This window comes from Pseudomonas sp. lyk4-R2A-10 (genome assembly GCF_030209075.1).
GTDB lineage: Bacteria > Pseudomonadota > Gammaproteobacteria > Pseudomonadales > Pseudomonadaceae > Aquipseudomonas > Aquipseudomonas glycinae.
The window spans coordinates 180,892-206,899 of the sequence record NZ_JARVSR010000004.1; the positions used below are offsets into that span (position 1 = coordinate 180,892).

Here is a 26,008-nt window from a genome sequence, read left to right on the forward strand (position 1 = left end):
AGCTTCATTCACTAGACGGTTTTCCGGCCCCGCGACCGAACCGCTGAAACACTTTTCTTTCCAGTTTGGCCGCGCAGTGTCCGAGGGCAGCCTTGATTTCCTTCTCGACCATGCGCGTGGAGATGCCGAAACGCTGGGAGATTTCCAGGTGCGGCGCTTCTTCCAGGCGTGCGGCGATGAAGATCCGGCGGCGCCGGGCCGGCAGTTCGTAGAGGGCGCTGAGCAGGGACTGGATTTCCTTCTGGCCGCCGACCACGCGCATCGGGTCCAACGCTTCGTCGCTGACTTGCAGCAGTTCTTCGACTTCGCTGCCGGTGAGCAACCGCGCATCGGCCTGGCGGCGGTCGGCGGCGATGTTCAGGGCCATGCGATAGAGGTAGGCGTTGGGCCGCAGCAGGTTCGGCGGCGCTTCCATGCGGTCGACCCGCAGGTAGGTTTCGTGCAGCACGTCGTTGGCCAGGTCCTCCGAGCCGAGACGGCGTCGCAGGCGCACCCGAAAGTCCTCGTAGGACGTCAGGAACAGCTGGACCATCGAACTTTGTCCGGCGTCTTTCATCCCCCGGAAACTCCTTCCCATTGTGTGCATTCCATGCGCTTTCCTGACGATTCGGGTAACAACAGCAACGTGACTGGCTGGCGCAATGCGCCGGGTGTCGGCCGGTCGATCTTGAGCGTGTGAAAACTGTCGACCAGCGCGGCATCGCGCCGAACATCGCCGGTCGAGGTGACCAACCGGTTGTGCTGCACCACGCCGTCGCGGCCGATCCACAACTGCAACACCGCGCGAAAACTGCCGGGCCGGGTCAGCGGCGAACGGCACAGGTTGCGTTCAATCGCGGCCTGCACCGCCGTGGCGTAACTGCGGGTGACGGCTGCGCTGGCGGGGGTCGGTTTCTCCGCCGGCATTGGCACGTCCTCGACCTGCGCAACCTGCAAGGTGAACGCGTCGTCGCGGCTGTACTTGGCCATCAACCCACTGCCGCCGAGCATCCGGCGCAACGCTTCGGCGGCGGTGAATTCGCCATCCACCGCCAACGAACGTCGACCGCGACTCAACTGACTGTCGACCAGCACCGCCATACCAGTGGCGCGGCTGAACTGTTCAAGGGCGCGGGCCAGTTCCTGGGCCGGGATGTGCAGCGTCATGCGCATCGTCGCCGGCACCGGGTCGGCGCCGGCTCGGCTCAGAAACAAGCCAAGCAGCAGCCCCAGACAGAGCTGGCGCATGAGCGCTGAGCGCACAACATCCTCCCTGGCACGGCCTCGCTGCACGGCTGATGTATTCCTGAAAACCGTCATCCTGAGGGCTGTTTATGAATCTGGTGTGACGGCCACTGCAAAAAAACCATCACGGGATCGGCGCCGCCGTTGCACTAGACTCTTGAGCCAGAGCGGCCCCTTCGGGCCGGCCAGGAGGCAGGCATGAAATCAGTCTGGAAAGTTGCCCTCGGCGGGTTGCTGCTGACGGTGTTTAGCGCTGCACACGCGGAGGAACCGCTGGGCTGCGTCGAGGTGACGGTGGGTGGCTACAAGGCGCCGAATTACGACTGCCTGAGCCAGCAGATGGGCAACAACCCCGATGGCGCGGCGGCTGCGCAGAAGAATCAGGAAGCGATGAATGTGCCGGTCAATAAACGCCCGCCGAATCAGGTGGGGCTGGCGACGCCGGCGGCCACCAGTACGCGGATGGGCAACACGTTTGGTACGTCGGTGAAACCGCAGCGGCCGCCGAACTAGCTTTCACTTGATCGTTCCCACGCTCCCGCGTGGGAACGATCAGCGTGTAGAGGGCGGAGCGATTGATGGCTCGTGATCAATCGCTGGGAATCTGGCGGAAGCTCACCGCCAGCCTATTCCAGCTGTTGATGGTGCTGACGGCCATGGTCAGGTCCACCAGTTCCGTCTCGTTGAACTGTTCCCGCGCCTGCTGGTAAACATCGTCAGGCACCCGGCTGTCTGCCAGCAGCGTGACGGCCTCGGTCCAGGCCAGCGCCGCCCGCTCGCGCAGGTTGAAGAAGCCGCTGTCGCGCCAGACCGCGATCGCGTACAGCCGCCGATCCGTCTCCCCTGCCCGCCGTGCTTCCACCGAATGCATGTCGGTGCAGAACGCGCAGCCGTTGAGCTGCGAGGCGCGGATCTTGATCAGGTGCAGCAGCGGCGGTTCGATGCTCAGGCTGCTGGTCAGCGCTTCCAGGGCAATCATCGCTTTCATGGCTTTGGGTGAAGCGCTGTAGTAATCCAGACGCGGTGACATGGGCGGGCCTCGGGCAGCAGAAGAGTGATTTCACGGTAAGCGCTGGCTCGGCAAGGTTACAGCCCCAATTCTGCGAAAAAACGGAAGACCACTGAACCGGAGGCCAATTCACGGTTTTTCGAGCACACAACTTCTGCCCCGCCCGCATTCGGGAGTAATCTGGCCGGCACACTCAATCGCCCGGAGCGCCCCGTCGGTATGGAACTGCATGTCGTAATCAACGGCCGCAAGGATCTGGCCGGTCAGTTGTACCAGCAACTGCGCGGCGCCATTGAATCCGGGCGCCTGGCCGCCGGCACCCAGTTACCGCCCAGCCGTTTGCTCGCCGAGCAACTGGGGATCTCGCGCAAGACCATTTCCGACACTTACGCGCAGCTCACCTACGAGAATTTCCTCACCGGCGTCATCGGCAAAGGCACTTACGTCAACGCCCGCTCGACGCCGGTACAGCGCAAGCAAAGCCATTCCGAACTGGCCAGTTCCGAGGTGATCGAGAGCTGGCGCAATCTGCCGGTGTTCCTGCGCCATCCGACGCTTGAGGGTTCGCTGCGCTACGACTTCATCGGCGGCGCCACCAGCAAGGGCCAGTTTCCCCATGATGACTGGCGCCGCTGCGTCTCTCACGCACTGCGGCAGATGGCCCATTCCAAAGGCTTCTATAGCGTGCCGGAAGGCCTGCCGGCGCTGCGCAATGCGATTGCCCGGCACATCGCGTTTTCCCGTGGCGTGAACTGCCAGGACGAGGACATCGTGGTCTGCAACGGTGCGCAACAGGCGCTGGACCTGATCACCCGCGTGCTGATCCGCCCCGGTAGTCTGGTGGCGATGGAAGATCCCGGCTACCCGCCGGCGCGGCTGCTGTTCGGCACTCACGGGGCGACGGTGGTCGGCGTGCCGGTGGATGCCGAGGGCATTCAGGTCGAGCGGATTCCCGAGGGCACGCGGCTGATCTACGTGACGCCGTCGCACCAGTTCCCGCTGGGCATGCCGATGAGTCAGGCGCGGCGCGAGGCTCTGCTCGAACGCGCCCATGAGCTGGGCGCAATCATCATCGAGGACGACTATGACAGCGAATTCCGCTACGAGGGCCGCCCGACCGATTCGCTGCACAAGCTCGATCAGCGCGGCATCGTCGCGTACGTCGGCACCTTTTCGAAAACCCTGCTGCCCGAGCTGCGCCTCGGCTACGCGATCCTGCCGCCGGCGATTCTCGAAGCGGTGATCCGCGCCAAGCAGCTCACCGACCTGCACGCTTCCACCCTGCCGCAATGGGCGCTGGCCAAGTTCATCGCCGAAGGGTGTCTGCTCAAGCACATCCGCCGCTGCCACACCATTTATGCCCAGCGCCGCGAGCGGATTCTGGCGCGCATGGCCACCGACCTGTCGCCGTGGCTGCAAGCCGTGCCGCCCAGCGCCGGTTTTCACATGGCGGTGTTCTGCAAGGTCCCTATCGATTTGCCGCTGGTGATCGAACTGGCAAAAAAGGTCGAAGTCGGGCTGTACGCCATCGATGGTTTCTATTATCAGCAGCCGGCCAAAAGCGGGATGTACTTCGGTTTCGGCGCCATCGAGACGCTGGACATCGATATCGCGCTAGACCGCCTGCGCGACATTCTGCAACAGGTCGCTGGTTAGATTGGACTAAACGATTAACCGCCGATTGGTTATTGGTGATCCGGGGGTGCAGGCCTATCCTGCACAAGCGTTATCCCTCAATGAGCAGGATTCGTCCGGCCTGATTCAGGAGTGTGAGCAATGTCCAACGAAGTGATCAACACCGTACAGGTGCAGGCTGCCGCCGGCCGATCGGAGGAGCTGGGCAAGCAGTTGCAGAAGATCGTCGAAACCCTGCGCGAAACGCCGGGCTGCGATTCCTACATGGTCGACCGCTGCCCAGAGGACAGCCACCGCTGGACGGTCAGCGCCCGCTGGCAGTCGGAAGCGGCAATGCAGGCGCATTTCAATCGCCCGGAAGCTCAGGGCTTCATCGACCTGATCGACAGTCGTCTGGCCAATAGCGTGGATTTCAACTCTTTTCCAATCGTTTGACTTACTGACGCCATCGCTGGCAAGCCAGCTCCCACAAGGTTTTGTATCGTTCACAAACCATATGAACGACACAAAAAAACTGTGGGAGCTGGCTTGCCAGCGATGGCGTATTTGAATGCGCGGACATCCCCCAGATTGGTCACCCAAACTTCCCGAATATTGGCCGTTTGAATACCCCGGCACGCGGACTACTGTGATGACCGACTCCCCACTTAATCAGGTGATCTCCATGAAAGTCCTGCACTTGCTTGCCGCCCCGCTCGCCGCTCTGGCCCTCACCATCAGCGCTTCGGCACTGGCCCACGGTACCGATTCCCCGTCCGAGAAAATCTCGGTGCTGCAGGACCAGATGCTGAAAAACGTCCCCGGCAAAAAAGCCATGATGATCGAAGTCGATTACAAACCCGGCCAGTCCTCGATCGCCCACAAACACGACGGCACCGCCATGGCCTACGTGCTCGAAGGCGAGATCGTTTCCCAGGTCAAGGGTGAGCAACCGATCACCTACAAGAAGGGCCAGTACTGGTACGAGCCGGCCGGCTCCGAGCATTTGATCTCGAAAAACGCCAGCAAGAGCAAGCCGGCCAGGTTGCTGGTGTTCATGGTGCTGTCACCCGACGAGCAAGTGCTGATCCCATTGAAAAACTGATGGTTGTTTAACCAGCCATAAATGAAAGGCGGAAATTTTTGATTTGCGCCTTTTTTATTTCACGCGGCAATTAATCAAAAATGCTTACAACCAATAAAACTATGACATGACAGTCATTCAGCAAATTGTCAGGTTGTTTTCGTTTTGGCGGGAGTAGTCTGAGGCGACTGTCGCCGGTTCCATTTAATCAACCCCGACATGCCTGACTTTCCGACTGAAGTTGCTTCACGGGAGACTCACCATGAAACTTGCCTTTGCCAGTACCTTGGCGATATCAGTTTTAGCGTTGTCCGCCTGTTCTGTTCCTACCGCTCCGAAAGCGGTTTCCTCTCTCGACACGCTATTCACCCAACCGGTGGGACGCAGCAGCGCCACCCAGGTGAAAAGTGGTCCCGGTGTCTCATTGGGCGTGATCTACAGCCCGAGCACCCAAACCAACCGCGACTACCTGCGCAACTACCAGGCCAATGCCGGCACCGGTTTCGGCCAGAGTTTGCTGGTGCAGCCGATCCACGACGCCTACGTCGCCACCTCGAAACCGGACATGGCGGTGGATTGGGTCAAAGCTTCGCTGCAACGTCAGTTTGGCTCGGTGACGGTGTACCCGGACATGCAGAGCCTGCGTGCGGCCAATCCGGATGTGGTGGCGGTTGTCGATACTCACAGCCAGTTGATTACCTCGCGCAGTTCGAACATCAAGGCGGATGTGAGTGCGGATTTTTATGATGGGAAGTTCAACTATATCGGTACGGCCAAGGGGTCTGAGGCAAAAGAATTGACGCCGGTGTGGGCGGACTTCAAGCGTTCAAAGGAGATTGTTGCGGATATTAATCAGCAACAGGAAGTTCAGGTTCGGGCGTTGCAGAAGTTTGACCAGTCGCTCAGTAATTTGCTGACCAGGCCGGCAGGTAATGTGTCGATGCTTGATAGTAAACAACTACATAAGTTGCAGTGACTGTCAGGCCGCTGCCCTCACCCTAGCCCTCTCCCGGAGGGAGAGGGGACTGACCGAGGTGTTTGTTAGAGTTACGCCGACGTGAAATACCGAGTCGAACTCAAGTTTCGAAAAACACACAAATCGGCTCCCTTTCCCCCTCGCCCCATTGGGGAGAGGGCTGGGGTGAGGGGCTGGATTTGTGCAGCAACACACAAATACCGCCAAACAACAGGCATAAAAAAGCCCCGCCTCTTTCGAGAGCGGGGCTTTTTCATTCAACGGTTACTCAAGCAAGCTCAAGCTCCGCAGTCGCCGCAGCAGGCACAACTGCCTGACCGCTCAGCGCCACGTCGTTCAGCTCACGGTTGGCCACCGCGTACATGGCGTAGTCGGTGCCGCTGGCGGCACGGATTTCCACCAGCATGGCGCGCCAGCGTTCGATCATGGCGTCGTTCTGCTTCATCCACAGTGCCAGACGGGTTTCCACGTCCGAATCACCGCCGCCCGCTTGCAGAACGGCGATGGTGATCGCGCGTTGCTGCCAGTCGACGTCGTCGCGGAACGCTTCACGGGCCAGGGCCTGCCAGTTGTTTTCAACCGGCAAGGCGCTGATCTGCGAGATGTACCAGGTGATGTCCAGCGCGCTGCCCACGGCGAAGTACGCCTTGGCCACTTCGGCTGGATCCTGGCCGGTCACGTCGGCCGCTTCGATGATCGGCAGCAGCGTGTAGAGGTGGGTCGTCCCCGCCACCATACGCGCCAGCAGTTCCGGAACACCGGCGGCGACGTACGCCTGATAACGCTCTTGCCAGTTTTCGCGGATTTCGCCGCTCAGCAGCTCGTCCAGCTTCAGGCCCAGCTCTTTGAGGTGCGGACCGAAATGCGCGACGTCACGGGCAGCGTTCTGCTCGTTGCGACGGGCACGCAGGAACCAGCGCGTAGCGCGACGGCCCAGACGCATCAGCTCGTCCATCAGCTCCAGCTGCACGTCAGCGGAAACCTGGTAGTCCAGCGCTTCGATCTGACGGAACCAGTGCGGGAGGTGGAAGATATCCCGAACAATCACATACGCACCGGCAACATTCGCCGGGGTCATGCCGGTGGACTCTTTGAGCCTTTGAACGAAGGTGATGCCCATGTGGTTGACCAGATCGTTGGCGATCTGGGTGCTGACGATCTCGCGCTTCAGACGGTGACGACGCATGGCTTCGGAGAACTTGCTGACCAGGGTCGGCGGGAACGCCGTTTCCATGTCGCGGGTCAGGTAGTCGTCGTCCGGCACCAGGGAGCCCAGCAGCTGCTCCTTGAGGTCGATCTTGCTGTACGAGATCAGCACCGACAGCTCAGGACGGGTCAGGCCATGGCCTTCGGCAACGCGTTCGGCCAGTTGCTCTTCGGTCGGCAGGAACTCGATGGCGCGATCCAGCTTGCCACGGCCTTCCAGGTCGCTCATCAGACGCTTGTACTCGGCGATGCGCGCATAAGCGCGACGGGCCGCCAGGGACAGGGCCTGAGTCTGCTTGTAGTTGTTGCCCAGCACCAGACCACCGACTTCGTCGGTCATGCTCGCCAGCAACTGGTTGCGTTGCTTGTCGGTCATGTCACCGGCCTGAACCACTTCGTTCAGCAGGATCTTGATGTTCACTTCGTGGTCGGAGCAGTCCACGCCACCGGCGTTGTCGATGAAGTCGGTGTTGGAACCGCCGCCATTGAGACCGAACTCCACACGACCCAATTGGGTCATGCCGAGGTTACCGCCCTCGCCCACCACTTTGCAGCGCAGTTCGTTGCCGTTCACGCGCAATGCATCGTTGGCCTTGTCGCCGACATCGGCGTGGCTTTCGGTGCTGGCTTTGACGTAAGTACCGATACCGCCGTTCCACAGCAGATCCACCGGCGCCTTGAGCAAGGCGTTCAGCAGTTCGGTCGGGGTCAGCTTGTCGGCCTGGATGTCGAAGCGCTCTTTCATCTGTGGCGAGATGGCGATGCTCTTCGCGCTGCGCGAGAAGATGCCGCCGCCTTCGGACATGATGCTGGTGTCGTAGTCGGACCAGGCCGAACGCGGCAGGTCGAACATGCGCTGACGCTCGGCGAAGCTGGTGGCCGGGTTCGGGTTCGGGTCGATGAAGATGTGCAGGTGGTTGAACGCAGCAACCAGTTGCAGCTTGTCGGACATCAACAGGCCGTTGCCGAACACGTCACCGGCCATGTCACCCACGCCGACCACCGTGATGCTGTCTTCCTGGACATTGATGCCGCGCTCGCGGAAGTGGCGCTGTACGCCGACCCACGCGCCCTTGGCGGTGATGCCCATTTTCTTGTGGTCGTAACCGGCCGAACCACCGGACGCGAACGCGTCACCCAGCCAGAAGCCGTAGTCGATGGCGATGCCGTTGGCGATGTCGGAGAAGGTTGCAGTGCCCTTGTCCGCCGCGACCACCAGGTACGGGTCATCGTCGTCATGCCGCACGACGTTGGCCGGCGGAACCAGTTTGCCGTCCTTCAGGTTGTCGGTGATGTCCAGCAGACCCGAGATGAAGATGCGGTAGCAGGCGATGCCCTCGGCCGCGATCTCGTCACGGCTGCCGCCCAGTGGCAGGCGACGCGGCAGGAAGCCGCCCTTCGCACCCACCGGCACGATGACCGAGTTCTTCACTTGCTGGGCTTTCACCAGACCGAGGACTTCGGTACGGAAGTCTTCTTCACGGTCGGACCAGCGCAGGCCACCACGAGCAACGTTGCCGAAGCGCAGGTGCACGCCTTCGACGCGTGGCGAGTAAACGAAGATTTCGAACTTCGGAACCGGTTTCGGCAGCTCAGGGATCAAGTGCGGATTGAACTTGAAGCTGAAGTACGACTTGTTCTGGCCGTTGGCGTCGGTCTGGTAGAAGTTGGTCCGCAGGGTCGCTTTGATCAGGTCCAGGTAACGACGCAGGATGCGGTCTTCGTTGAGGACTTGAACGTCGTCCAGCGCGGTCAGGATGGCCTGTTCCAGACGTTGTTGCTTGTCGTCCAGATCATCGCTGCCCAGCTTGCGGGCCAGGTAGAAACGGGTCTTGAACAACCGGGTCAGTTCGCGAGCGATGTCGGTGTGGTTGTTCAGGGTGCTGGCGATGTAGCCGAGGTCGAAGCCCAGGCGGATCTGCTTCAGGTAGCGGGCGTAGGCACGCAGCAGCGCCACGTCGCGCCATGGCAGGCCGGCGGTCAGCACCAGACGGTTGAACGCATCGTTTTCGGCATCGCCACGGACGATGTGGACGAACGCGTCCTGCAGGGTGTCGTTGAGTTGCTGGATGTCCAGGTCCAGGCCTTCGGCAGCGGTGAACGCGAAGTCGTGGATCCAGAACTCGCGGCCGTTGGTATGACGCAGGCGGTACGGGAACTCACCCAGCACGCGCAGGCCGAGGTTTTCCAGGATCGGCAGCACGTCGGACAGGGCCAGCGGGGTATCGGCGTGATACAGCTTGCAGTGCAGCTCGCGTGGGCCGGAGGCCAGCGGCTGGTAAAAGCTCATGGCCAGCGGCTTTTTCTCGCTCAGATTGAGCAAGTGCTGCATGTCGACCACGGCCGAATGCGCTGCGAAACGCTCGCGGTAGCCGGCCGGGAAGCCTTTCGGGAAGTCGGCCAACACGTTGGTGCCGTTGGCTTCGCCGAAGGTTTCAACGGTCAGGGCAGCGTAGTCGTCCTGCCAGCTGCGGCAGGCCTGGATCACTTCGTTTTCCAGTTGCAGCGGGTCGATGTCGATGCGGTTTTTCGGGTCGACGCGCAAGATCAGTTGCACGCGGGCCAGCACGGACTCGGAGAAGAACGTCCAGAATTCGCAGTCGGAGGCTTTCAGGCGCTCCATCAGCACTTGCTGGATCTTCTGGCGAACTTCGGTGGAGTAGATGTCACGCGGCACGTAGGCCAGGCAGTAGCAGAAACGACCGTACGGGTCTTTACGCAGGAACACGCGGATCTTGTTGCGTTCCTGGATCTGCACGATCGACATCACGGTGCTGAACAGTTCGTCGACCGGGGTCTGGAACAGATCGTCACGCGGCAGCACTTCCAGAACCTGAGCCAGTTCCTTGCCCAGGTGAGCCTTGGCCTGGAAGCCGGAGCGACGCTCGATTTCCTCGACCTTGCGGCGGATGAACGGGATGACACGCACGCTTTCGCCATACACCGACGAGGTGTACAGGCCCATGAAGCGGTGTTCCTTGATCACTTTGCCGTCGGCATCGATTTCGCGGATCGACACGTAGTCCGGGTAGGCCGGACGGTGCACGCGGCTCGGATGCGCCGCCTTGGCGAACGACAGCAGTGTCGGTTCGCGCAGGTACTTCACGGCATAGTCTTCGATGTGGCGGTCTTCGTTGGTCAGACCGGTGCGCAGCATCTTGGTCAGGCCGAGGAAGGAGTTCTGGTCGTATTCGATGTGGCCGCCATCGGCCTGATCGACAACGGTGAACTCTTCGTAGCCGAGGAAGGTGAAGTGGTTGCCCACCAGCCATTCCAGGAAGCTCTTGATTTCATTCTTTTCGTCGGCATCGACGGCGAATGCGCTGTTATCGAGCTTGGTGAGGATTTCCTGCACCTTGGCCTTCATCGGCTCGAAATCGGAGACCGCGACGCGGACTTCACCCAGGACCTGCTCCAGTTCCTTGGACAGCACATTCAATTCGGCCGCATTGGCGCAGCGGTCGATTTCCAGGTACATCAGCGACTCGTGCAGAACGCCTTCGCCGGTGGTGCCTTTTGGCAGGATTTCCAGCAATTCGCCCTTGCTGCCACGACGCACGCTCAGCACGGTGGTCTGCAGGGTGTGGATGCTGTAGCCGCGACGGTTCAGCTCGGTACGCACCGAGTCCACCAGGAACGGCAAGTCGTGGTGCAGCACTTCGACCGCGGTGTGGGTCGACTGCCAGCCGTGACGTTCGTAATCGGGGTTGTAGACGCGCACTTGCGGTTGCGCGTGATCGAAGCGCTCAAGCAGGCGCCACGCAGAGAGAGTACAGCCAGCGAGGTCGGAGAGGCGACGTTGGGTCAGCTCGTCCAGGGAAATGATGCCGAAGAATTGTTCAGCGAACAGCGCCACTTGTGGCAGTGCCTGTTCACTGATGTGCTGCGCCAGTGCCGCTTGCAGTTGGTGCTGGAAGTCGGCTTTGCTGGCTGCGGTGAAGAACGCCATCTGTGGTACTCCGCTTGGGCTTGTTATTGATGGAAAGCGTCGCGTGCAAAACCCCTTTCGGGGCGTTCCGTCGCCCTGTTCCTGAATCTCGGGCAGAGGAAACAGGGTGACAGGTGGGTGAAGCTGGACGAGACACTCAGGTCACATTCACCTTCCATGAATGGGCATCTGCAAAAACGACTGCCGGGCGCCGCTCGCGGGGCCATGGCAATGCCTTTACGGGTGCTCATCCGTTGCGCAGCTTAATGGGTGCGACAATGTGTCTGCTTGCGGTGCTGCGACATATTCGGTCATTGGCACGTAAACAAAGGCCTGCGCATCGGTAAACACTAGCATTCATGGGGCGGAACGCCGGTCTGAATGCCCGTTTTTACGGTACAGGCGTGCCAGGAATGACCATTGATCTGTGTCGCGTTCACGACACATCCTCTGACACTCTCACATGCAGAAATTCCCGGGGGCTGGCAGAATCGCGCCCAATTGCGACCAACAAGCCCGCCGAGGCAGGAATTCCCCCATGCAAATGACCACCGCCCTTTTGATCGTCAACCCGTGCGACGACGAAGAAGACAACATGGCCATGCTCTGCTGCCACAGCGACAAGGGCGACATGTTCCTGATGAGCCGCTATCCGGACGAGGACGAGCTGGAGATCACCCTGGATGGCGAGCCGTCGACCCTTGATGGCGTCAAGGTCACCCTGAGCAAGACTCTGCTGAAGATCGAAATCGCCGCGGCGGATGCCGATGCGTTGAACGGGGACGATGTGCTGGAAATCACCTTCAATCCGGACATGGTGGATCTGGCTGAGGTTGAGGAAACCCTGAAGAACATTCTGGATGGTACTGGCACCTATATCAGCCAGATTTGATGGCGTCTGGGCCGGCCCTTTCGCGAGTGAAAGGGCCCGAAAGCACACCGCACCTCCCCCGCCCTACAAAATTCCAACAATTGCCCCGGTCATTTCCCGCACTTTGCGCAAAATGCCGTTAGTCGCCACCCCCTGCGATGGATTAAAGTAACGCCCCCAGCCCCGGCGTTATCCGAACGCCTGTGGCCACCCTTTCCAGGAACAGTCATCGATGGAACATCGTGAAGCGCTGCTGGCGCTGCGAACCTTTCTTTCAACGCAGATTCTCGGCCAGGAAAAACTCATCGAGCGCTTGCTCATCGCCCTGCTCGCCGACGGCCACATGCTGGTCGAAGGCGCTCCAGGTCTGGCCAAGACCAAAGCGATCAAAGAGCTCGCCGAGGGCATCGAAGCCCAGTTCCATCGCATCCAGTTCACCCCGGACCTGCTGCCGGCCGACATCACCGGCACCGAGATCTATCGCCCGGAAACCGGCAGCTTCGTGTTCCAGCAAGGCCCTATCTTCCACAACCTGGTGCTGGCGGACGAAATCAACCGCGCCCCGGCCAAGGTTCAGTCGGCGTTGCTCGAAGCGATGGCCGAACGTCAGGTCAGTGTCGGGCGTAGCACTTACGAGTTATCGCCGCTGTTTCTGGTGATGGCCACGCAGAACCCGATCGAACAGGAAGGCACCTATCCGCTGCCCGAAGCCCAGCTCGACCGCTTCCTGATGCACGTGAAAATGGGTTTCCCGGACGCGGCCGTCGAACGCCGGATCCTGCAACAGGCCCGGGGCGAAGCCCTGAACGGCGAAACCAAGCCCGAACGCCGGGTCAGCCAGCAGGCGATCTTCGCCGCGCGCAAGGAAATCCTCGGCCTGTACATGGCGGACGCCGTGGAGGAATACCTGGTGCAACTGGTCATGGCCACACGCAACCCGGCCAAGTTCGACCCGGAAATGGCCGAATGGATCGCCTACGGCGCCAGCCCGCGTGGCTCCATTGCCCTCGACCGCTGCGCCCGCGCCCACGCCTGGCTGGCCGGTCGCGACTTCGTCAGCCCGGAAGACATCCAGGCTGTGCTGTTCGACGTGTTGCGTCACCGCATCATTCTGTCGTTCGAGGCCGAAGCCGCTGGCATCGACCAGGATCGGGTGGTGCAACGGATTCTCGACGTCGTAGCCGTCGCTTGACCCCGATGAACGCCTCCCTGCCGTTCGAACCGGGCATCCGCATCAGCCTCGCCGAGCTGATCGAGATGCGTCACCGCGTGCGCGAAGTGCAGCTGTTTTCGACGCCGAGCCAGCGCAGCCCGCTGATCGGCCTGCACCACTCCAAGTTTCGCGGTCGTGGCGTCGACTTCGATCAGGTGCGGGTCTATCAGGCCGGCGACGACGTGCGCACCATCGACTGGCGCGTCACCGCTCGGACGCAGGAACCGCACACCAAACTGTTCCATGAAGAACGTGAACGGCCGATTTTCATCATGGTCGAGCAAAGCACGCGGCTGTTTTTCGGCTCCGGACTGATGTTCAAGTCGGTGCTCGCAGCACAGGCTGCGGCGCTGATCGGCTGGGCAGCGCTCGGTCACAACGACCGGGTTGGCGGGCTGGTGTTCGGCGACAACGAGCATTACGAAATCAAACCGCGCCGTAGCAAGCAGAGCCTGTTGCAACTGCTCAACCGATTGGTGAAGGTCAACCAGTCGCTGCACAGCGAGCGGGAGCCGGATCGCGATGCATTTGGCGTGGCGTTGCGCCGGGCCCGCGAGGTGCTGCGACCGGGCAGCCTGGTGATCGTGATCTGTGACGAGCGCGCGCTGTCCGACAGCGCCGAGCAGCAACTGAGTCTGCTGTCGCGTCATTGCGATCTGCTGATGCTGCCGCTGTCCGATCCGCTGGACCACGCCCTGCCCGCTGCCGGGCTGCTGAGATTCGCCGAACGCGGCGCGCAGCTGGAACTCGACACCCTGAATTTCGACCTGCGCCAGACCTACCGCGCCCAGGCCGAAGCGCGGATCGCCCGCTGGGAATTGCTCGCGCAGAAGCTGCGAGTGCTGCTGATGCCGCTGAGCACTCAGAGCGAAATGGTCGAGCAGATGCGCGAATTCCTTAACCCGCAACGTCCGGGGAAAGGTCGATGAACGGCCTCGAACAACTGCAACCGCTGATATCCCCGCCACCGATTGCCTTCTGGCCGCCGGCACCGGGCTGGTGGCTGCTGCTTTTGCTGTTGCCGGTGATTGGTTTTGCAGTCTGGCGGCTGCGGCGTTTCATTCCGATCAAGAAAAAACCGGTCGTGCGCGCCGAGCTGCCGCTCGACCCGGTGCGCATCGCCGCACTCGCCGAACTGGCGCAGATGCCCAAACCCTACGACGGCGCGCCAGCCGGGGCCTGGCTGCAGCAGCTCAACGGCCTGCTCAAGCGCCTGTGCCGCAACCACTATCCCTACAGCCAGAGCCACACCCTCAACGGCCGCAAATGGCTGGCGTTTCTCGACAACCGTTGCCCCGCCGCCGGCCTGACCCGCTGGATGGTGCTCGTCGAAGGCGCCTACAAACCCGAGTGCAAACTCGACGACAAAGCCATCGCCGGCCTGACCCAGGCAGTCGACACCTGGATCCGCAAACATGTTTGAGTTCGCCTGGCCGTGGATTTTCCTGCTGTTGCCGCTGCCGTGGCTGATGCGCCTGGTGCTGCCGGTGGCCGACAGCGGCGAGCCAGCGTTGAAAGTGAGTTTCCTGGGTGACCTGGAAGGCCTCGCTCGCCGTCGCGCCCGGGCCAATCTGCCAGCGTGGCGCCAGCAAGCACCGTTCATGCTGCTGTGGCTGTTTCTGCTGATCGCCGCCGCACGCCCGCAATGGCTCGGCGAACCGCTGCCGATTGCCGCCAGCGGTCGTGATCTGCTGGTGGCGGTGGACGTGTCCGGCTCGATGGATTTCCCGGACATGCAATGGAACGACGAAGACGTCAGTCGCCTGTCGCTGGTCCAGCATTTGCTTGGAGATTTTCTGGAAAGCCGCGATGGCGACCGGGTCGGTCTGATCCTGTTCGGCAGCCAGGCTTATCTGCAAGCGCCGCTGACGTTTGACCGGCGCACCGTTCGGGTCTGGCTCGATGAAGCGCGAATCGGCATCGCCGGCAAGAACACCGCGATTGGCGACGCCATCGGCCTGGCCCTGAAGCGCCTGCGCATGCGTCCGGCCCAAAGTCGGGTGCTGATTCTGGTTACCGACGGCGCCAACAATGGCGGCGAAATCGACCCGCTGACCGCCGCAAAACTGGCCGCCAGCGAAGGCGTGAAAATCTATCCGATCGGCATCGGCGCCGATCCCGAAGAAAGCGGCGCCACGGCGTTGCTCGGCGGCAACCCGACCCTCGATCTCGACGAACCGGCACTCAAGGCCATCGCCGAGGTCACTGGCGGCCGTTACTTCCGTGCCCGCGATGGCCAGCAACTGCAAGCGATCAAGGACACTCTCGACCAGCTAGAGCCGGTGACTCAACAACCGACCCAGGCCCGTCCGGCGCAGGCGTTGTATCAGTGGCCGCTGGCGTTCGCGCTGCTGCTGAGCATCTTGCTGGTGGCCCGAGTGTTGTGGCCAGACAACCCGCTGCAACGGCTGTTCACCAAGGAACTGTATTTGCAAAGCCCCCTGCCTGACTGGCGCGAGCGCCTCAAGCGCCTGCGTTTGCGGAGGCGCCGATGATCGCCCTCTGGCCGCACTGGTTCCGTCCCTGGTGGCTGTTGCTGCTGCCGTTGCTCGGCTGGCTGATCTGGCAGCTCTGGCACCGACAGAAACGTGCTGGTCGCTGGCAGATGATTCTACCGCCGGCCTTCCACGCCACCCTGCTCAGTGGCGGCAGCGGTCGTGACAGCAAGTTGCCTTGGGTCGCCCTGAGCGTGGCCTGGCTGCTGACGATCCTGGCGCTGCTCGGGCCGAGCTGGGAACGGGTCGAACAGACCAGCCAGAAACCCGCCGACCCGTTGGTGGTGGTTTTGGAACTGACCCCGGAAATGCTCGCCACCGACTCGCCGCCAACGCGACTGGAACAGGCCCGGCGCAAGCTGTTCGACCTGTTGCAGGTGCGCAGCGATGCCCAGACCGCCATCGTCGTTTACGCTGGCAGCGCCCATACGTTGGTGCCGCTGTCGGATGACCTGGCGACCAGCCGCAACCTGCTCGATGCGCTCAAGCCTTCGCTGATGCCGGAAAGCGGCCATCGCGCCGATCTGGCGGTGAGCACGGCGCTGGCGCTGCTCAAGCAGGGTGCGTTGGGCCAGGGGCGGATTTTGCTGATTGGCTCTTCGCTGTCGGAAGAAGAACGCCAGGGCATTCGTCATGCGCTGAGCGGCCAATCGGCGCAGTTGTTGATGCTCGGTGTCGGCACCGCCGAGGGCGCGCCGATTGCGCAGGAGGACGGCAGTTTCCTCAAGGATGCCCAGGGCGCGATCCGGGTGCCGCAACTTGACAGTCCGGGCCTCGGCGCATTCCTCAGCGCGGTCGGTGGCGAGTACCGCAGCGCACGGCTGGATGAATCCGATCTGGGCGACCTCGGCCTGCTCGATGGCCCGCGCAGCCTGCGCGACGATGGCCAGACCGTACGCCTCGACACCTGGGCCGATCAGGGTTACTGGCTGCTGTTGCCGCTGTTGTTGCTCGCCGCGTGCGCCGGGCGGCGTGGCTGGCTGTTCTGCCTGCCGCTGCTGCTGGCATTGCCGCAACCGAGCCATGCCTTCGACTTCGAAGACCTGTGGCTGCGTCCCGATCAGCAAGGCCTGCACCTGCTCAAACAGAAGCGCCCGGCCGAAGCGGCGAAGCATTTCGAGGATCCGCAATGGCAAGGGGTGGCGTTGTACGAGGCCGGCGACTACAGTGGCGCCGCTCAGCGTTTCGCCGAGGGCAATGACGCCCACGCCCACTACAATCGTGGCAACGCCCTGGCCAAAAGCGGCGAGCTGGAAGCGGCGCTGGATGCCTATGAACAGGCTCTGGAACGCCAACCGGATCTGCGCCCGGCGCTGACCAACAAGGCGCTGGTGGAAAGCCTGCTCAAACAGAAAAACGCCCCTCCGCCGGCCGAACCGCAAGACAAACCGGCGCAGCCAAACATGCCGGGCGATGAACCACCGCCAGCGACCGCTCCGCCGCCAGCGGTCAAAAGCGAAACCCAGAGCGAGCCGCAAACCGGCGAGTCCGCCAGCGAACCGCCGCCGACCACCCCGCCGCTGCCGGGTGCCAACGAGCTGCCGGACAGCGAACCGGGCAAGGAACAGAACACCCCGCCGCTGCTGCGCCCCAATGAGGACACCCTCGAAGGCGAGCAGCAGCAGGCGTTGGAACAATGGCTGGGCAAGATCCCGGATGATCCGGGCGAACTGCTGCGACGCAAATTCTGGTACGAACAGCAACAACATCAGGATCAGGAAAACATTCGATGACCCGTTTCACCGCTCTCTTGCTGCCCCTGCTGATCTGTACGGCCACCGCCCAGGCGGCCGAGCTGACGGCCAGTGTGGATCGCAGTCGCCTGAACTCCGGCGAGACGGTCGAACTCACCCTCGAATCCAACGATGTCACGCAGTTCGGCAAACCGGACCTGAGCCCGCTGGAGCCGCTGTTCGAAGTGCGCGGCACGCGGCAGGTCAACCAGTTGAACACGCTCAACGAAGACAATCGCGCCACCACTCGCTGGATCATCACCCTGCTGCCCAAGCAGAACGGCAGCGTTGAAATTCCGCCGCTGAAACTGGGCGACGTCGAGAGCCAGCCGATCACCGTGCAAGTGATTGAAAGCGACACCCGCGAAGAGAGCAGCGCCCGCGAACCGGTGTTCATCGAGGCCAGCCTCGACCAGACCAGCGTTTACGTGCAGGCCCAGGCCATCCTGACGTTGCGCATCTACCATTCGGTGTCGCTGTACGACGACAGCAGCCTGACGCCGTTGCAGATCGCCGATGCGCGCATCGAGCAACTGGGCGACATGCGCACTTACGAAAAAGACATCAACGGTGTGCGCCATGGCGTGATCGAGATGCGCTACGCGATCTATCCGCAGCACAGCGGCTTGCTGAGCATCGCCCCGCAGACGTTCAGCGCCACACTGGTCGATACCCAGCCCTCGCAGGACGCCACGGCGCAGGGGCCGAAACCGGGCAAACTGATGCACATCAGCTCCGCCGCGACTTCGCTGACGGTCAAACCCAAACCGATGACCTACCCCAGCGATGCGCCGTGGCTGCCGGCCCGCAGCCTGAGCCTGAGCGAAAGCTGGAACCCGGAGCCGGAACACACTCAGGTCGGCGACTCCCTGACCCGCAGCCTGACCCTCAAGGTCGAAGGCCTGGCCAGTTCGCAACTGCCGGCCCTGCCCGCCACCGAAGCCAACGGCCTGCGCCGCTACCCGGACCAACCGGTGCTGAACAACCAGAGCAGCGATCGCGGGCTGATCGGCAGTCGTGAAGAACGTGAAGCGCTGGTGCCGAGCCGCAGTGGCTCGATCGAATTGCCAACAGTAGACGTGGTCTGGTGGAACACCTTCGAAGATCACCTGGAACACACCAGCCTGCCGGCGCGCACCCTGCAAGTGGCGAACAACCCGAGTCTGCAAGTCGACACCCCGGCGGGCAACGCACTACCGCTCAGCGCCGCCGACAGCGAAGCCTTGTGGTGGTGGAAACTCAGCACGTTCGTTCTCGCCTGCACCACCCTGCTCGGCTTCGGCCTGTGGTGGCGTGCCCGCTGGCAACCGGCGATCCTGCGCGCCGCGCAAACCGGCCCGAGCCCGCGCACCCTGCTCGACGACATCAAACGCGCCAGCCAGGCCAACGACCCCCACGCCACCCGCCAGGCCCTCGACGCCTGGGCCCGTCAGCAGCCGGAAACACTGGCGGACATGGCGGCGCGGTTTGTGCCTCTGTCGGATGCGCTCGATGGGCTGAACGGCGCGCTGTACAGCGAGACCGGGCAGCATTGGCAGGGTGAGGATCTGTGGCGGGCGATCCGGACGATTCCGACCGCGGAGCGGGTGCAGGATCCGGTCGGGGATAGTGGGTTGCCGCCGCTTTATCCGAAGTAGGGTCGCGATAAACATTAGGTCTGGGGCTGCGCTTGAAAAGCCCCTGCAAATATTACGTAGTGGATAAATGGCTAAACTCGAGTTTTGTCCACCCGGACACCTTCCTGTTTTATAGAAACCTCAGCTTCCAATAATCACTTCCGTCCTTTACCCAATATCGCTCTCTATCGGGAATCAGGAAACTGAAATCCACGCACTGAGCAATCCAGCCAGGGTATACGGATTCTTCGTGACAGCGGCCATAGTCCATATGCATGTATATTTTTCTGTCAAAGTTCACATAGAACTTAGAAAGCCGCGAAACAAAAATATTAGCCAACTTGAATTCGTCAACACTCAGCGCTTCACCCGACAAATAATGCTGCTCTATTCGCTCAAATAACTTCCCGTCGGGTTCAAACAGGGCATCCAGCTCCAGTGGAGAGAGAACCTTTCCCTCTGAAGCCTCGAGATACTGCGGAAAGTTGTCTGCAGTCAACCTCAGCAACCCTCCTCTAAAACTCTTGCACGCCAGCTCATACTGCTCTTGCGTTATATCCCCGCTTTCCAGGTAGGTGCGATAATCTTTTTCCGCATCAAGGCAGAAATTATATTTCTCATCAACAACCCAGAAACAGCTACCGTGACATACAAAAAAACCAATACTTTTTTCGCCTTCCCAGAGACCATCACAAACTGCTTGATTCAATATCACTTCCCGAACCCTTTTAAGAATCCATCTTCATTCTTTTCTGTTGCGGAAATTTGTTATTCAAGTAAAGCCTATAACTTAAAGGTGCCGCCTCAATGAGAGCGGCAACATTATCGCCTCGAGCTGAAAAACAGTCGACTACGGACTCTACAAAGTAATAACGCTGTTCCGCCCCTTCACCCAGGCAAAGTTGAAAATCCTTAAAGAAAATCAAAAGACTTTGGAATGAATGGGCAGACACCAATGCACTACCTAAAAGTTCATACGCTGAAATATAGTATGCATTTTCCAAAACGCCCTGCGCGCCGCCCAGATCAGACAATGCCATCTCCAAGGATTCGATCGAGAGCAGACCCGAAGAGTTCAGCAACTGCAAAAATTCTTTAAAAAGATCATGAGGCAAACATTTAGTCGACATTCTCTCTCCCCCGAAAACCATTACTTTTTTTACCCGGGCGAGTCAGGCCCACACTTCCTGGAGATCAACTGGGACAAATTTATTTAATAACCACCCGCCTTTTTTACTCTTCGCCACATTTACAAATTTTCTGAAATAACTTCTAATTCATCCCAAAGTCTGGAAAGACCAATCCCTTCCATATAAGTCACGTAATCTACAAAACCGGGAAACGTAATCTTCTCGATCGAGTTGAAGCCGGCGGACTGCTCGAACAAAATTGATATCAATTTAGTGGCCAGATGGTAGATACCCGATGTATGGCCGTCAATTGAAGGATCAACGGCGATCGCCACCCCGACCTCCCGGACAAGCCTACCCGTCGCAATAATCTGTAAACTCTCCCCTCTTTCGCCGCCCTTCTCATTCCGGCGGCCACCACCTCTTTATATTGCGGAGTCAGCCTTGCGTCTGTTTCACACCTCCGACTGGCACCTTGGGCAGAACCTCCACGGCCAGGAGCGCGATTTCGAGCACGCCTGTTTTCTCGAGTGGCTGCTGCGCCAATTGAAGCTGGCGCAGCCGGACGTGCTGCTGATCGCCGGCGACATCTTCGACACCGTCAACCCGCCGGTCAAAGCCCAGGAACGCCTCTACGATTTCATCGTCAGCGCCCACGAACAACAGCCGTTGCTGACCATCGTGATGATCGCCGGCAACCACGATTCCGGCTCGCGGATCGAACTGCCGGCGCCGTTGATGCGGCGTTTGCGTACCCATGCGCTGGGCCGGGTGTTGTGGCTGGATGACGGGCAGCTGGATGCGGAACGTCTGCTGCTGCCGCTGCCGAATGCTTCCGGCGAGATCGCCGCGTGGTGCCTGGCGCTGCCGTTCCTGCGGCCTGCCGAAGTGACCGGCGCGCATCTGGGCGATAACTATTTGCGCGGGATCGGTCAGGTGCATGAATGGCTGATCGAAGCGGCGAACGCCAAACGCCAGCCGGGCCAGGCACTGGTCGCCATCAGCCATGCGCACATGGCCGGCGGCTCGGTGTCGGAAGACTCCGAGCGCAGCCTGATCATCGGCAACGCCGAAGCCCTGCCTGCCAGCCTGTTCGGGCCGAGCATCAGCTATGTCGCCCTCGGCCATTTGCACAAGCCGCAGAAGGTCAATGGCGAAGAAAGAATTCGCTACAGCGGCTCGCCGATCCCGTTATCGTTCTCGGAAATCGCCTATCAACATCAGATTCTCGACATCGTGCTCGACGGCGAAACCCTGGTCAGCGTCGAGCCAAAACTGATCCCTCGCGCGGTCAATCTGCAACGCCTCGGCCCTGCGCCGCTGGCCGAAATCCTGCTGCAACTGGCGGATCTGCCGAACATCGACCTGCTGGCCGAAACCCAGCGTCAGCCGTGGCTGGAAGTGCGGGTGCGCCTCGACGAACCGCAGCCGGATCTGCGCCATCAGGTCGAAAGCGCCTTGCAAGGCAAAGCCGTACGACTGGTGCGGATCGCCGCCGAATACGCCGGCAACCGGGGCGCTGACGGCGCCGAGGACGGCAGCGCGCTGATCGAGCTGGACCAGCTCACGCCGCAGGAGTTGTTCAGTCGCGCCTGGCTCGACAATTACGGCAACGAGGTCGACGAGCAAACCCTCAAGGACTTCGCCGAACTGCTGCAAGACGTACAAATGGAGGGCGAGCAGCCATGAAGATTCTCGCCATTCGTTTGAAGAACCTCGCGTCGCTGGCCGGCCCTTTCGAAATCGACTTCACCGCCGAACCGCTGGCCAGCGCCGGTCTGTTCGCGATCACCGGCCCCACCGGCGCCGGTAAAAGCACTCTGCTCGATGCCTTGTGCCTGGCGCTGTTCGGCGCCGTGCCGCGTCTGAACAACACCGGGCGTGACGCCAAGGTGCCGGACGCCGACGGCGAAATCGCCACCGGTGACCCGCGCACCCTGCTGCGTCGTGGTACGGGCGAAGGATTTGCCGAGGTTGATTTTGTCGGCGTCGATGGCCGTCGCTATCGCGCGCGCTGGGAAGCCAACCGCGCCCGGGAAAAGGCCGGTGGCAAGTTGCAGGCCAGCCGTCAGAGCCTGCGCGACATCGATCAGGATCAACTGCTCGCCAGCCAGAAAGGCGAGTACAAGACTCAGCTCGAAGCTGCGCTGGGCCTGAACTTCGAACAGTTCACCCGCGCCGTGCTGCTGGCCCAGAGCGAGTTCAGTGCCTTCCTCAAGGCCGATGACAACGACCGCAGCGAACTGCTGGAAAAGCTCACCGACACCGCGCTCTACACCCGCCTCGGCCGCCGCGCGTTCGACAAGACCAAAGAGGCCCGCGAAGCCCACAAGCAGTTGCAGGATCAGGCCACCGGCGTGACCCCGCTGGCCCCTGAAGCCCGCGCCGAACTCGACGAACGCTTCAATGCCGCCCAACAACAATTGAAGTTGCAGCAAGCGCAGCTCAAGCAGATCGAGCAACAGCACGACTGGCTCAAAGAGCTGCTACGGCTGCAAGACTCCCAACTAGCCGCCGCCGAACAACTGCGCAGCGCCGAGCATGAGCGAGAGTCGCTGGCCGGTGAGCGTTTGAAGCTCACCCGCCTGGAACAACTCGCGCCGCAACGGCACCAGTTCGCCCGCAAAACCGAACTGGATGCACTGCTGACGCCACTGGCGGAACAGATCAGCGCGCACACCCGGCAAGAAAGCGAACTGACCGAGCGCCAGACGCGACTGGAACAGGATCTCGCCGCCGCGCAGATCGCCCTGACCCAGGCGCAAACGCAGTTGAGCGAAAGCGCGCCGCTGTTGCGCCAGGCTTTCGAGGAGCAAAGCACCCTCGCCCGCCTCGCCAAGGACGTTGCGTCCGGCGCCGAAGCGAAGCACGCCGCAGAGCAGGCCTGCACCCAGGGCCAAAGCACAATCCAGTCCCTGCTCGATCAGCAAAAACAGGTCGCCGAACGCTTGCAGCGCATTGCCGCTGATCTTGAGCAAAGCGCTCATCTGGCACCGTTGAGCGAAGCGTGGAATGCCTACCGCGACCGCTTGCAGCAACTGATGCTGATCGGCAATCGGTTGAACAAGGGTCAAGGCGAACTGGCGTCCCTCGAAGAAAACGCCACCCGCGCCAGCGAAGCGCTCGCCACGCAGAAGCAGCAGCTGGAAGTGCTGTTCAAAGAGGCCGGTGCCGAACCGGACGCCGTCGCCGAACAGATCGGCATCCTCGGCAATCTGTTGCAGGACAACCGCAAGCAATTGCGCGCCGTCGAGGACCTGACGCGCCTGTGGGCCAGTCAGCAGGAGCTGGACAAGCGCAGTGCCGAACTGCAACAGCGTCAGCTCGATGCGCAACACGAACGCGAGCGCCTTACCCAGGACGGGGTGAAAACCAAGTCCGAACTGACCGTCGCCGAACAGACCCTCAACGTCACCCGCGAACTGCTCGAACGCCAGCGTCTGGCCCGCAGTGCCAGTGTCGAAGAGCTGCGCGCGCAATTGCAGGACGACCAGCCGTGCCCGGTGTGTGGCAGCAACGAGCATCCGTATCACCAGCCGGAAGCCCTGCTGCAAAGCCTCGGCCGTCACGATGAAAGCGAGCAGGCCAGCGCGCAGCAAGCGGTCGATCAGTTGAAAGAAAAACTGACCGAGCTACGTGCCAGTGTCGTTGGCGTGATTGCCCAACAGAAAGAGTTGCTGCAACAGCAGGAACAACTGGCTGCTCAGCAACAATCGCTGACGCCGAGCATCGAGGCGCATCCGCTGGCGGCATCGTTGCTGGATCAGGACAGTGACAAGCGCGCTGCGTGGCTGACCCGCCAGAATGAACAACTGAACCGGAGCATCACCCAGGACGAACAGCGCCAGACCGCCCTGCTCACCCTGCAACAGGATGCGGCGCGCCTGACTCAGCAGTTGCGTCAGGCCGAAACGGCGCACCAGCAAGCGTCGCAGCACCTGAGCAATCAACAGCGCGAACTGAGCGCTGACCGCCAACGCCTGGACGAAGAACTGGCGGCCTTCGCCACACTGCTGCCGAGCGACACGCTCGAAGCCCTGCGCGCTGAACCAGCCGCAACATTCATGCAGCTTGACCGGCAAATTGCCGAACGTCTGGCGCAAGTCGATCAGCAGAAGGAAGAGCTGGCCGAACAGCAACAACGCCAGCAGACGCTCGAGAAAGAACAGGACCGCCAACAGGGCCGTGTGCAGCAGCTGCAAAACGCTGAGCAGCAGCTCAACGCGCTGACCGGGCAACAACAGGCCAGCCAGGAAAAACTGGCGCACTTGTTGGGCGATCATAGCTGCGCCGAGCATTGGCAGCAGCAACTGGAACAGGCCGTGGAGCAGGCGCGCAACGCCGAATCCACGACGACTCAGGCGCTGCAGGAGGCGCGTACGCAGCGGGTGCAAATCGCCGCCGAACTGAAAGCGCAGCAAGAGCGTCTGCAAGCGCTGGAAACCGAAGATCGTGATCTGGCCGGCAAGATTGCCGACTGGCGTGCGCGCCATCCGGAACTGGATGACGGTGGCCTCGAAGACCTGCTGCGGATCGATGACGCGCAGGTCGACGAACTGCGCCAGTGCTTGCAGCACAACGAAAAAGCCGTTGAACAGGCCAAGGTGTTGTTGCAGGAACGCGATCAGCGCCTGCGCGATCATCAGGCCCAACACAACGGCAATCTGGATGCCGAACAACTCGCCAGCGCCCTCGCCGACCTGCAAAACCAGTGCACGGCCAGCGAACAGCAATGTGCCGAACTGCGCGCCGAGCAGGCCGAAGACCAGCGGCGCCAGAACGCCAATCAGGCGCTGGCGCAGCAGATCGCCGATGCCTATGCCGAGTATCAGCGCTGGGCGCGGCTCAATGCGATGATCGGCTCGGCGACCGGTGACACCTTCCGCAAGATCGCCCAGGCCTACAACCTCGACTTGCTGGTGCATCACGCCAACGTGCAGTTGCGGCAACTGGTCAAGCGCTATCGCCTCAAGCGCGGCGGCAGCATGCTCGGCCTGTTGGTCATGGACACCGAAATGGGCGACGAACTGCGCTCGGTGCATTCGCTGTCCGGCGGCGAAACCTTCCTCGTGTCGCTGGCCCTCGCACTGGGCCTGGCCTCGATGGCATCGAGCACGCTGAAGATCGAATCGCTGTTCATCGACGAAGGCTTCGGCAGTCTCGATCCGGAATCCCTGCAACTGGCCATGGACGCCCTCGACGGCTTGCAGGCACAGGGGCGCAAGGTTGCGGTGATTTCGCACGTGCAGGAAATGCACGAGCGGATTCCGGTGCAGATTCAGGTACAGCGCCAGGGCAACGGTCTGAGCACACTGGAGGTGAAATGAACACGCTGTATTCCTTCCGCCGCTGCCCGTATGCGATGCGGGCGCGGATGGCCCTGCGTTATTCGGGTGTGCCGGTGGAGATCGTCGAAGTCAGCCTCAAGGCTAAACCGGCGCAGATGTTGGCGATCTCGCCCAAGGGCACGGTGCCGGTGCTGGATGCGAGTGGTCAGGTGATCGATGAAAGCCTGGAGATCATGCGCTGGGCGCTGGCGCAGAATGATCCGGATGACTGGTTGCTCAATGGTGATTCAAGGATCGCCGAGTTGATCGAAGCCAACGATCGCGTATTCAAGATTCACCTGAATCGCTACAAGTACGCCGAGCGTTATCCGGAACAGCCGATGGAGGTTTATCGCGCAGAAGGTGCGCTGTTCCTGCACAGGCTCGATGGTTTGCTGGAGAGTCGCGATTACTTGCTGGCCGGGCATCCAAGCCTGGCCGATATCGCGCTGTTGCCCTTCGTTCGCCAGTTTGCTCACGTTGATCGTGACTGGTTTGCGCAGACGCCTTACGTGCGGTTGCAGGCCTGGTTGCAGCGGTTTCTGGAATCGGAGCTGTTCACCGGCATCATGAAAAAGTAGG

Annotated in this window: 22 protein-coding genes; 15 read left to right on the forward strand and 7 right to left on the reverse strand. The window is 61.3% G+C overall.

The window, feature by feature from the left end:
- Positions 1-4: 4 nt before the first annotated feature.
- Complete coding sequence (locus QRN46_RS08330; RefSeq protein ID WP_011334580.1) at positions 5-556, reverse strand: RNA polymerase sigma factor; 552 nt, start codon at positions 554-556, stop codon at positions 5-7.
- Positions 553-1,227 (reverse strand): STN domain-containing protein, encoded by a 675-nt coding sequence (locus QRN46_RS08335; RefSeq protein WP_221614976.1) that lies wholly within the window; start codon positions 1,225-1,227, stop codon positions 553-555. The genes QRN46_RS08330 and QRN46_RS08335 overlap by 4 nt, the downstream gene beginning before the upstream one ends.
- A gap of 195 nt (positions 1,228-1,422) precedes the next feature.
- Here QRN46_RS08335 and QRN46_RS08340 point away from each other — a divergent pair, with 195 nt between their 5' ends.
- The gene (locus tag QRN46_RS08340; protein WP_085703559.1) at positions 1,423-1,737 is read left to right on the forward strand and encodes a hypothetical protein; all 315 of its coding nucleotides are present in this window, start codon (positions 1,423-1,425) and stop codon (positions 1,735-1,737) included.
- 76 nt (positions 1,738-1,813) lie between these two features.
- On the opposite strand, the gene QRN46_RS08345 is transcribed toward QRN46_RS08340, so the two are convergent.
- Positions 1,814-2,254, reverse strand: coding sequence for a carboxymuconolactone decarboxylase family protein (locus tag QRN46_RS08345; RefSeq protein WP_007959341.1), 441 nt, complete (start codon positions 2,252-2,254; stop codon positions 1,814-1,816).
- Positions 2,255-2,452: 198 nt separating this feature from the next.
- Here QRN46_RS08345 and pdxR point away from each other — a divergent pair, with 198 nt between their 5' ends.
- The 4 genes from pdxR (at position 2,453) to QRN46_RS08365 (ending at position 5,907) form a co-directional block, all read left to right on the forward strand.
- Positions 2,453-3,889 carry a MocR-like pyridoxine biosynthesis transcription factor PdxR gene (pdxR, locus tag QRN46_RS08350; RefSeq protein WP_285354521.1) on the forward strand — a complete coding sequence of 479 codons (1,437 nt, stop codon included), beginning with the start codon at positions 2,453-2,455 and terminating at the stop codon, positions 3,887-3,889.
- Between the two features lie 120 nt (positions 3,890-4,009).
- Entirely contained in the window at positions 4,010-4,303 is a 294-nt protein-coding gene (locus QRN46_RS08355; RefSeq protein ID WP_007959339.1) for a putative quinol monooxygenase, read from the forward strand.
- 229 nt (positions 4,304-4,532) lie between these two features.
- Complete coding sequence (locus QRN46_RS08360) at positions 4,533-4,952, forward strand: cupin domain-containing protein (RefSeq protein WP_041475570.1); 420 nt, start codon at positions 4,533-4,535, stop codon at positions 4,950-4,952.
- A 241-nt stretch (positions 4,953-5,193) separates the two neighbouring features.
- Positions 5,194-5,907: an ATPase gene (locus QRN46_RS08365; protein ID WP_201819230.1), complete on the forward strand. Its 714-nt coding sequence runs from the start codon at positions 5,194-5,196 to the stop codon at positions 5,905-5,907.
- A gap of 268 nt (positions 5,908-6,175) precedes the next feature.
- Here the strand turns inward: QRN46_RS08365 and QRN46_RS08370 are convergent, their stop codons facing one another.
- Positions 6,176-11,062, reverse strand: a complete 4,887-nt coding sequence (locus QRN46_RS08370; RefSeq protein ID WP_201819229.1) for an NAD-glutamate dehydrogenase — start codon at positions 11,060-11,062, stop codon at positions 6,176-6,178.
- 517 nt (positions 11,063-11,579) lie between these two features.
- Here QRN46_RS08370 and QRN46_RS08375 point away from each other — a divergent pair.
- The 7 genes from QRN46_RS08375 to QRN46_RS08405 all read left to right on the forward strand — a co-directional run bounded on the left by QRN46_RS08375 (position 11,580) and on the right by QRN46_RS08405 (position 18,990).
- Positions 11,580-11,933, forward strand: coding sequence for a hypothetical protein (locus QRN46_RS08375; protein WP_011334588.1), 354 nt, complete (start codon positions 11,580-11,582; stop codon positions 11,931-11,933).
- Between the two features lie 211 nt (positions 11,934-12,144).
- Positions 12,145-13,104 (forward strand): AAA family ATPase, encoded by a 960-nt coding sequence (locus QRN46_RS08380; protein ID WP_011334589.1) that lies wholly within the window; start codon positions 12,145-12,147, stop codon positions 13,102-13,104.
- Positions 13,105-13,109: 5 nt separating this feature from the next.
- Positions 13,110-14,054 (forward strand): DUF58 domain-containing protein, encoded by a 945-nt coding sequence (locus QRN46_RS08385; protein WP_041475312.1) that lies wholly within the window; start codon positions 13,110-13,112, stop codon positions 14,052-14,054.
- Positions 14,051-14,548 (forward strand): DUF4381 domain-containing protein, encoded by a 498-nt coding sequence (locus QRN46_RS08390; RefSeq protein ID WP_039766825.1) that lies wholly within the window; start codon positions 14,051-14,053, stop codon positions 14,546-14,548. Before QRN46_RS08385 ends, QRN46_RS08390 begins: the two co-directional genes overlap by 4 nt.
- Entirely contained in the window at positions 14,541-15,620 is a 1,080-nt protein-coding gene (locus QRN46_RS08395; protein WP_201819227.1) for a vWA domain-containing protein, read from the forward strand. Before QRN46_RS08390 ends, QRN46_RS08395 begins: the two co-directional genes overlap by 8 nt.
- Positions 15,617-17,353, forward strand: coding sequence for a tetratricopeptide repeat protein (locus tag QRN46_RS08400; protein ID WP_285354522.1), 1,737 nt, complete (start codon positions 15,617-15,619; stop codon positions 17,351-17,353). Before QRN46_RS08395 ends, QRN46_RS08400 begins: the two co-directional genes overlap by 4 nt.
- Entirely contained in the window at positions 17,350-18,990 is a 1,641-nt protein-coding gene (locus tag QRN46_RS08405; protein WP_285354523.1) for a BatD family protein, read from the forward strand. The genes QRN46_RS08400 and QRN46_RS08405 overlap by 4 nt, the downstream gene beginning before the upstream one ends.
- Before the next feature lie 109 nt (positions 18,991-19,099).
- Here the strand turns inward: QRN46_RS08405 and QRN46_RS08410 are convergent, their stop codons facing one another.
- From QRN46_RS08410 to QRN46_RS08420, 3 genes are all read right to left on the reverse strand, one after another.
- Complete coding sequence (locus QRN46_RS08410) at positions 19,100-19,684, reverse strand: hypothetical protein (protein ID WP_201819220.1); 585 nt, start codon at positions 19,682-19,684, stop codon at positions 19,100-19,102.
- Between the two features lie 13 nt (positions 19,685-19,697).
- Positions 19,698-20,099, reverse strand: coding sequence for a hypothetical protein (locus QRN46_RS08415; protein ID WP_201819217.1), 402 nt, complete (start codon positions 20,097-20,099; stop codon positions 19,698-19,700).
- Between the two features lie 119 nt (positions 20,100-20,218).
- Positions 20,219-20,434, reverse strand: coding sequence for a hypothetical protein (locus tag QRN46_RS08420; protein WP_041475315.1), 216 nt, complete (start codon positions 20,432-20,434; stop codon positions 20,219-20,221).
- Positions 20,435-20,543: 109 nt separating this feature from the next.
- Between QRN46_RS08420 and QRN46_RS08425 the strand changes: the two genes are divergently transcribed.
- Genes QRN46_RS08425 through QRN46_RS08435 form a run of 3 tightly spaced genes read left to right on the forward strand, consistent with a single transcriptional unit; the run spans position 20,544 to position 26,007 of the window.
- Positions 20,544-21,788, forward strand: coding sequence for an exonuclease SbcCD subunit D C-terminal domain-containing protein (locus tag QRN46_RS08425; protein ID WP_011334597.1), 1,245 nt, complete (start codon positions 20,544-20,546; stop codon positions 21,786-21,788).
- Positions 21,785-25,426 carry an AAA family ATPase gene (locus QRN46_RS08430; RefSeq protein ID WP_285354524.1) on the forward strand — a complete coding sequence of 1,214 codons (3,642 nt, stop codon included), beginning with the start codon at positions 21,785-21,787 and terminating at the stop codon, positions 25,424-25,426. Before QRN46_RS08425 ends, QRN46_RS08430 begins: the two co-directional genes overlap by 4 nt.
- The gene (locus tag QRN46_RS08435; RefSeq protein WP_011334599.1) at positions 25,423-26,007 is read left to right on the forward strand and encodes a glutathione S-transferase; all 585 of its coding nucleotides are present in this window, start codon (positions 25,423-25,425) and stop codon (positions 26,005-26,007) included. The genes QRN46_RS08430 and QRN46_RS08435 overlap by 4 nt, the downstream gene beginning before the upstream one ends.
- Position 26,008 lies beyond the last annotated feature (1 nt).

Bases quoted from the DNA above. Each gene is read 5' to 3' on its own strand.
- QRN46_RS08330 (WP_011334580.1), bottom strand. From the start codon at position 556: ATGAAAGACGCCGGACAAAGTTCGATGGTCCAGCTGTTCCTGACGTCC.
- QRN46_RS08335 (WP_221614976.1), bottom strand. From the start codon at position 1,227: ATGCGCCAGCTCTGTCTGGGGCTGCTGCTTGGCTTGTTTCTGAGCCGA.
- QRN46_RS08340 (WP_085703559.1), top strand. From the start codon at position 1,423: ATGAAATCAGTCTGGAAAGTTGCCCTCGGCGGGTTGCTGCTGACGGTG.
- QRN46_RS08345 (WP_007959341.1), bottom strand. From the start codon at position 2,254: ATGTCACCGCGTCTGGATTACTACAGCGCTTCACCCAAAGCCATGAAA.
- pdxR (WP_285354521.1), top strand. From the start codon at position 2,453: ATGGAACTGCATGTCGTAATCAACGGCCGCAAGGATCTGGCCGGTCAG.
- QRN46_RS08355 (WP_007959339.1), top strand. From the start codon at position 4,010: ATGTCCAACGAAGTGATCAACACCGTACAGGTGCAGGCTGCCGCCGGC.
- QRN46_RS08360 (WP_041475570.1), top strand. From the start codon at position 4,533: ATGAAAGTCCTGCACTTGCTTGCCGCCCCGCTCGCCGCTCTGGCCCTC.
- QRN46_RS08365 (WP_201819230.1), top strand. From the start codon at position 5,194: ATGAAACTTGCCTTTGCCAGTACCTTGGCGATATCAGTTTTAGCGTTG.
- QRN46_RS08370 (WP_201819229.1), bottom strand. From the start codon at position 11,062: ATGGCGTTCTTCACCGCAGCCAGCAAAGCCGACTTCCAGCACCAACTG.
- QRN46_RS08375 (WP_011334588.1), top strand. From the start codon at position 11,580: ATGCAAATGACCACCGCCCTTTTGATCGTCAACCCGTGCGACGACGAA.
- QRN46_RS08380 (WP_011334589.1), top strand. From the start codon at position 12,145: ATGGAACATCGTGAAGCGCTGCTGGCGCTGCGAACCTTTCTTTCAACG.
- QRN46_RS08385 (WP_041475312.1), top strand. From the start codon at position 13,110: ATGAACGCCTCCCTGCCGTTCGAACCGGGCATCCGCATCAGCCTCGCC.
- QRN46_RS08390 (WP_039766825.1), top strand. From the start codon at position 14,051: ATGAACGGCCTCGAACAACTGCAACCGCTGATATCCCCGCCACCGATT.
- QRN46_RS08395 (WP_201819227.1), top strand. From the start codon at position 14,541: ATGTTTGAGTTCGCCTGGCCGTGGATTTTCCTGCTGTTGCCGCTGCCG.
- QRN46_RS08400 (WP_285354522.1), top strand. From the start codon at position 15,617: ATGATCGCCCTCTGGCCGCACTGGTTCCGTCCCTGGTGGCTGTTGCTG.
- QRN46_RS08405 (WP_285354523.1), top strand. From the start codon at position 17,350: ATGACCCGTTTCACCGCTCTCTTGCTGCCCCTGCTGATCTGTACGGCC.
- QRN46_RS08415 (WP_201819217.1), bottom strand. From the start codon at position 20,099: ATGTCGACTAAATGTTTGCCTCATGATCTTTTTAAAGAATTTTTGCAG.
- QRN46_RS08430 (WP_285354524.1), top strand. From the start codon at position 21,785: ATGAAGATTCTCGCCATTCGTTTGAAGAACCTCGCGTCGCTGGCCGGC.
- QRN46_RS08435 (WP_011334599.1), top strand. From the start codon at position 25,423: ATGAACACGCTGTATTCCTTCCGCCGCTGCCCGTATGCGATGCGGGCG.